At 64.5% G+C, this 6,049-nt stretch carries 9 protein-coding genes; 3 read left to right on the top strand and 6 right to left on the bottom strand.

The features are described from left to right. A partial coding sequence (locus EDF74_RS08620; RefSeq protein WP_148045931.1) for a transposase occupies positions 1-660 on the top strand: 660 nt, incomplete at its 5' end. A 214-nt stretch (positions 661-874) separates the two neighbouring features. Here EDF74_RS08620 and EDF74_RS08615 read toward each other — a convergent pair. From EDF74_RS08615 to asnS, 6 genes are all read right to left on the bottom strand, one after another. Further along, positions 875-1,402 (bottom strand): 3-hydroxyanthranilate 3,4-dioxygenase, encoded by a 528-nt coding sequence (locus EDF74_RS08615; protein ID WP_123729658.1) that lies wholly within the window; start codon positions 1,400-1,402, stop codon positions 875-877. 24 nt (positions 1,403-1,426) lie between these two features. Next, positions 1,427-2,089, bottom strand: a complete 663-nt coding sequence (gene can, locus EDF74_RS08610; protein ID WP_123729657.1) for a carbonate dehydratase — start codon at positions 2,087-2,089, stop codon at positions 1,427-1,429. A 74-nt stretch (positions 2,090-2,163) separates the two neighbouring features. Continuing rightward, on the bottom strand, positions 2,164-2,874 hold the full coding sequence (locus EDF74_RS08605; RefSeq protein WP_123729656.1) for an FMN-binding negative transcriptional regulator: 711 nt from the start codon (positions 2,872-2,874) through the stop codon (positions 2,164-2,166). Between the two features lie 6 nt (positions 2,875-2,880). Further along, the gene (locus EDF74_RS08600; protein ID WP_046273331.1) at positions 2,881-3,195 is read right to left on the bottom strand and encodes a hypothetical protein; all 315 of its coding nucleotides are present in this window, start codon (positions 3,193-3,195) and stop codon (positions 2,881-2,883) included. Further along, the gene (locus EDF74_RS08595) at positions 3,192-3,497 is read right to left on the bottom strand and encodes a hypothetical protein (RefSeq protein WP_102787980.1); all 306 of its coding nucleotides are present in this window, start codon (positions 3,495-3,497) and stop codon (positions 3,192-3,194) included. The genes EDF74_RS08600 and EDF74_RS08595 overlap by 4 nt, the downstream gene beginning before the upstream one ends. 23 nt (positions 3,498-3,520) lie before the next feature. Beyond that, positions 3,521-4,915, bottom strand: a complete 1,395-nt coding sequence (gene asnS / locus EDF74_RS08590; protein WP_123729655.1) for an asparagine--tRNA ligase — start codon at positions 4,913-4,915, stop codon at positions 3,521-3,523. A gap of 185 nt (positions 4,916-5,100) precedes the next feature. Between asnS and EDF74_RS08585 the strand changes: the two genes are divergently transcribed. Continuing rightward, positions 5,101-5,439 (top strand): HesB/IscA family protein, encoded by a 339-nt coding sequence (locus tag EDF74_RS08585; protein ID WP_123729654.1) that lies wholly within the window; start codon positions 5,101-5,103, stop codon positions 5,437-5,439. A 167-nt stretch (positions 5,440-5,606) separates the two neighbouring features. Next, positions 5,607-6,047, top strand: a complete 441-nt coding sequence (rpsF, locus tag EDF74_RS08580; protein WP_088434172.1) for a 30S ribosomal protein S6 — start codon at positions 5,607-5,609, stop codon at positions 6,045-6,047. Positions 6,048-6,049: the final 2 nt, after the last annotated feature.

Below are 6,049 nucleotides of genomic sequence, written 5' to 3'. Positions count from 1 at the left end.
GGCCAAATAGCCAAGACAGACCGCTTGGATGCCTATGCATTGGCACAGATGGCCGCGCTGGTGAAACTGCCGGCCTACCAGCCACTAGAGCCTTGTCAGCAGAAACTGCGGGAATTTGTGCGGGCACGTCGACAGATGATGCAGGCCCTGACCGTAGCGCGACAGCAGCAGGAAATGGTGCGTGATCGTGAATTGCGACGGCTTTTGCAGACCAACATCACCCGCTTGCAGACACTGGTAGAACGCCTGGGAAAGCAGATTGCCGAGCAAGTCGCTCAACAGCCCCAGCTCACGATTCTGAAGTCGATGAAGGGCGTGGGACCGGGGCTACAGGCGGTGCTGGCCAGCTACCTGCCTGAGCTGGGCCAGATCAGCGGCAAGGCCATCGCCAGCCTGGTGGGCGTGGCACCGATGTCCCACGACAGCGGGACGATACGCGGAAAACGAAGCATCCACGGCGGTCGAGCCGAGATCCGTCAGGTGCTTTACATGGCCAGCATGTCGGCGCTGCAGCACGAACCTCGATTACGAGACTTTTACCGGTCGCTGCGGGCCCGCGGCAAGGAGGGCAAAGTGGCGATCGTGGCGGTAATGCGGAAGATGCTGGTGATCCTCAACGCCCGCGTGCGCGACGCTCAAAGCGGACCAATCCCGGCCTGAAGCGCGCACGGGCACATCTCCAAAGGCTGCCGGCCAGCGGCCGGCACTACCGCGTCCGTCTACTGGAGGGACCGAACTCCCTCCAGCAACACAGTTGCTACATGGACGTACTTGCGGCGGGTCCAGGAAACCCGCCCCCACCGGCCCACTCCCAGTCCACCTAACGGCCGGCTTTCAAGCTTCCAAGCTTCCAAGCTCTCAAGCTAGCGAACCATCACCCCTCAACAGCGACCTTCGCAGGCAACGGATCCACGTGTCCGCACGCATCGCACGTGCGCAACTCCAGCGAAGAGTGATAGCGATCGAACACCTTCGGCAGATCCGTCTCGATGTTCTCCAGCGCAAAAAACTCCTCGTACAACTTGTGATTGCACCGCTCGCAGAACCACATCAACCCATCGCGCTCATGCGCCAGCCGCTTGCGCTCGACCACCAGGCCCACACCGCCCGGCGGGCGGCGCGGCGAATGCGGCACACCGCCCGGCAACAGGAAGATCTCGCCAGCGCGGATCGGAATGTCGCGCACCGCGCCATCCTCCTGCACCTTCAGCGTCATCTCCCCTTCAAGCTGATAGAACCACTCCGGGCCCTCGTCGTAATGGAAATCCGTGCGGCTGTTCGGGCCGCCGACCACCATCACGATGAAATCGCCGTCCTCGATCATCTTGTTGCCGACCGGCGGCTTCAACAGATGCCGGTTTTCGTCGATCCAGCCGAGCAGATTGATGGGCGAGGCAAGCATGGGCGATGTCCGTAAAAGGAAGAATCAGTCGCGCCGACCGTGGCGCGGCACGTAGGACAGGGCCTTTTCGTAGGCCGCCTGCAGCTCTTCCGGTGCGCCGACATCGATGCCCATTTCGCGCACCCGGCCGTCCTTCAGGCTGTATACCCAGCCGTGCACCATCAGCTTCTGGCCGCGTGCCCAGGCATCCTGCACGATCGTGGAACGGCACGCGTTGACCACCTGCTCGATCACGTTCAGCTCGCACAGGCGCGCATGCTTCAGCGCCGGGTCCTCGATCGCCTCCATGATCGCCGAGTGCTTCTGCGCCACATCGCCGACATGGCGCAGCCAGTTGTCGGCCAGGCCCACGCGCGTGTTGTTCAAGCTGGCGTGTACACCGCCGCAGCCGTAATGGCCCACGATCAGGATGTGCTTCACCTTCAGCTGATCCACGGCGTACTGGATCACGCTCAGGCAGTTCAGATCGGTGTGGACCACGACGTTGGCCACGTTGCGGTGCACGAATACCTCGCCCGGTGCCATGCCGATGATCTGGTTGGCCGGCACGCGCGAATCGGAACAGCCGATCCACAGGTATTCCGGGTGCTGCTGCTTGGCCAGCTGGTGGAAGAACTCCGGGTCTTCTTTCTCGATCCGGTCCGCCCATTCGCGGTTGTTCTGCAGCAGCTTGTGGATGTCTTTCATCGTGCGGGGTCCCTGACGTCGGGTGGGGGCAAGGCGCGGCCAGGGTGGCCGCGTCGTCGCAGGAGTGGGGAGGGTCAGTCGGCGGCAGTGCCGCCCTCGCGGCGCCAGCGCATCCACTGCGCCAGCTCGCGTGATGCCGGGGCGTCCAGTGCCGACAGCGCGTCGATCACGCTGGACTGGTTGGCCTCGGGGTGGTTCTGGCTGAGCTTGAGCTTGATCTGCACCTGCGCCGGGCGGAAGCGGAAACCGACGATGCCGGCGAGCATGCGCTGTTGGCGCGGCTCGATCGGCAGCAGGTCCCAGTCGCCGCCGACCTGCGCTTCATAGTGCGCGCTCAGGCCGTCCAGCATCGCGATCAGCGCATCATCGTCGGTCACCGGCTCCAGCACGCCGCGCAGTTCCGCGGCGGCGTAGTTCCAGGTCGGCACACGCGCCTGCGCAGCCTTGTGTTCACCCCGTCCCTGGGGCTCACCCTGCGGGCCAGCCTTCGGCTGTCCAACGTCGTTCCTGACGGCATTGTCCGGATACCAGCCTGGCGATACATACGCATGCGGGCCGTGCACCAGCATCAACGCGGGGCCGGCATGGCCCGCCTGCGGGTTGGGCTTGGCCCAGTGGCCTTCGATCAGGATGCCGTCGGCATCGCGCCGGTACAGCACCGGCATCCGCGTGGCCTGCGGCAGGCCGTCGACCCCGGTCGTGACCAGGGTGACGAACGCATCGCGCGCCAGCAGCCGGTCCAGCCAGATCAGGTCGGTCTCGACGAAGGCGGACGGGATGAACATCGTCGGTTACGCGCGGGCGCCCAGGCTCTGGATCATGCGGCCGTGCAGTGCGTCATCGCTGTCGGCCTGTGGCGGCTGAACTTCATGCAGCGAGAAGCCGCGCACCAGGGCGTCTTCTTCATCCAGACCGTCGTAGGCGACGAACTCGGCGTCGAACAGCTGCGAGCGTGCGGTGTCTTCGCTGTCATAGCTGAGCGTGTTGCCGTCGCTGTCCAGCACCTCGGCGGTGCCGGCCGGGCGCACGCGCAGGCGGGCCCAGATCAGCGTGTTGCCGAGGCTGGCCAGGAACCACTCGTCGTGGTGGGAAGTGTCGTCGTTCATGTGATTACCATCGAAAGCAGCCAGAGCAGGGCAGCCATGCCCAGTCCAGCAAGCAGCGTAAGCAGGGAAAGCCAGGCCGGCGCGGCCAGGCCGGTCAGCGAGCGGTCGGTGCTCTGGCGATAGTCGCGGCCGAGCAGCCAGCGCAGCGCATCCGGGCGCAGGAACGCGCCCGTGCCGAAACGATCCGCCAGCGCCGGGTGGCGGTCGCGGATGTGGACCAGGGTCAGCGGCCAGAAGATCACGAAGGCACTGAACCCGGCGATCGCCACGCCGACGAAACACAGCGCGAAGAACAGGGTCATGGTTCAGTGCCTCCGTAGGTCGATCAGAATTCGGCGCTGCCCGGTGCGCGCGGGTAGGGGATCGCGTCGCGGATGTTGCTCAGCCCGCACACGTAGACCACCAGGCGCTCGAAGCCCAGGCCGAAGCCGGCGTGCGGCACCGAACCGTAGCGGCGGAAATCGCGGTACCAGCCGTAATGCGCCGGATCCAGACCGAACTGCGCCATGCGCGCATCCAGCACATCCAGGCGCTCTTCACGCTGGCTGCCGCCGATGATCTCGCCGATGCCCGGGGCCAGCACGTCCATCGCCGCGACGGTCTTGCCGTCGTCGTTCAGGCGCATGTAGAACGCCTTGATGTGCTCGGGGTAGTTGGTCACCACCACCGGGCGACCGATGTGTTCTTCGGTCAGCCAGCGCTCGTGCTCGGTCTGCAGGTCCAGGCCCCATTCGACCGGGAAGTCGAACTTCTTGCCCGAGTTCTGCAGCAGCTTCACCGCTTCGGTGTAGTCGATCTGCTCGAACGGGGCGTTGATGAAGTCTTCCAGCTTGGTGATCGCGTTCTTGTCCACGCGCTCGGCCAGGAAGGCCAGGTCATCGCCACGCTCATCGAGCACCGCGCGGAACAGGTACTTCAGGAACTGCTCGGCCAGGCGCGCGTCTTCGGCCAGATCGGCGAAGGCGATTTCCGGCTCAATCATCCAGAACTCCGCCAGATGGCGGGTGGTGTTGGAGTTCTCGGCACGGAAGGTCGGGCCGAAGGTGTAGACCTTGCTCAGCGCCAGGCAGTAGGCCTCGACGTTCAGCTGGCCGGACACGGTCAGGAAGGTTTCCTTGCCGAAGAAATCGCGGCTGAAATCCACCTCGCCCTTTTCGTTGCGCGGCAGGTTGGCCATGTCCAGGGTCGAGACCCGGAACATCTGGCCGGCACCTTCGGCATCGGACGTGGTCACGATCGGGGTGCTGATCCAGTTGAAGCCGTTCTGGTGGAAGAACCGGTGTACGGCCTGGGCCAGGCAGTTGCGGATGCGGGTGACCGCACCGAACAGGTTCGTGCGCGGACGCAGGTGCGCCACTTCCCGCAGGAACTCCGGGCTCATCGGCTTGGGCTGGATCGGGTAGGTCAGCGGGTCTTCGACCAGGCCGACGATCTCGATGTCGCTGGCCTGGATCTCGAAGGACTGGCCCTTGCCCTGGGATTTGACCAGGGTGCCGCGGGCGATCACCGAGCAGCCCGGGGTCAGGCTCTTGATGTCGTCGAAATTGGCCAGGGTGTCATTGGCCACTACCTGGATGGGGGCGAAGCAGGAGCCATCGGTGACATTGACGAAGGCAAGCGCCGCAGAGCCGCGCACCGTGCGGACCCATCCGCGTACTGTTGCCTCGCCGCCTTCCGGGATTTTCCCGGCAAGCGCATGTTCAACGCTGACCACCGTCATGACTTGAATCCTCTATTGATCGACTCGATCTCTGAACACGGAGTTTAACGGGTGCGGTGTTCGGCTTGCGAGGCATTTCTCGCGTCCCCCGGGGGCTGCGCGCCGCGTGAACCGCAGCTGCGGCCGCCGAGGCCGGGCCGCGCCATACACTCTATAATGATCACGATCCGCTGGAGTTGCCTGTCATGGCCGTAAGCCTTACCCCTGTTGCCTTTGCCCGTGTGCAGAAGTTTGTCGAGCAGACCCCCGGCGCGCTGGGCCTGCGTTTCGGCGTGACCCGCACCGGCTGTTCCGGCTGGGGGCACATCACCGATCTGGCCCGCGATGAGCGCGAAGGCGACACCGTGTTCGAGCAGGACGGGGTCCGTATCTATGTGGATGCCACCAGTCTGGACCTGGTCGACGGGACCGAAATCGACTTCGGCAAGCACGGTCTGAGTGAAACCTTCACGTTCAGGAACCCGAACGCGACCGCCGAATGCGGCTGCGGCGAGAGCTTCACGACCGAGGCCGACAAGGCCTGATCGTCCGCAGGCCGGGCCTGTTCAGCCCGCCCGGCTTGCCTGAAACCCCTTCTGCTGCCACAATGCGCGGCTTCCTGCCTGATTCCGGGCAGGACCCTTGCCCCACCGCGTTCACCTGCGGGGGGCTGTCCGGCCCTCAAAGGGCCACATCCGAAAGGTAAAAACACATGAGTCGTCATTACGAAGTCGTGTTCCTGGTCCATCCGGACCAGAGCGAACAGGTCCCGGCCATGATCGAGCGCTACAAGGCGCTGGTCGAGAACGGCAACGGCACCATCCACCGTCTGGAAGATTGGGGCCGTCGTCAGCTGGCTTACCCGATCCAGAACCTGGTGAAGGCCCACTACGTCATGCTCAACATCGAGTGCGACCAGGCCGTGCTGAGCGAGCTGGTGGAAAGCTTCCGCTTCAACGACGCCGTGCTGCGCAACCTCGTCATCAAGCGTGACGAAGCTGACACCGAGCAGTCGCTGATCATGAAGAGCAAGGACGAGAAGGGTGACAAGCCCGAGCGTGGCGAGCGTCGTCGTCGTGATGACGAAGAAGGTGAAACCACCCCCGCCGCCGCTGACACCGATGCCGGCGATGACGCCGCTTCGGCCGCTTAAGG

The sequence above is a fragment of the Stenotrophomonas rhizophila genome, assembly GCF_003751305.1.
Classification (GTDB): domain Bacteria; phylum Pseudomonadota; class Gammaproteobacteria; order Xanthomonadales; family Xanthomonadaceae; genus Stenotrophomonas; species Stenotrophomonas rhizophila_B.
The sequence above is the reverse complement of the archived record's forward strand: the minus strand, read 5'-3'. Positions and strand labels throughout refer to the sequence as shown.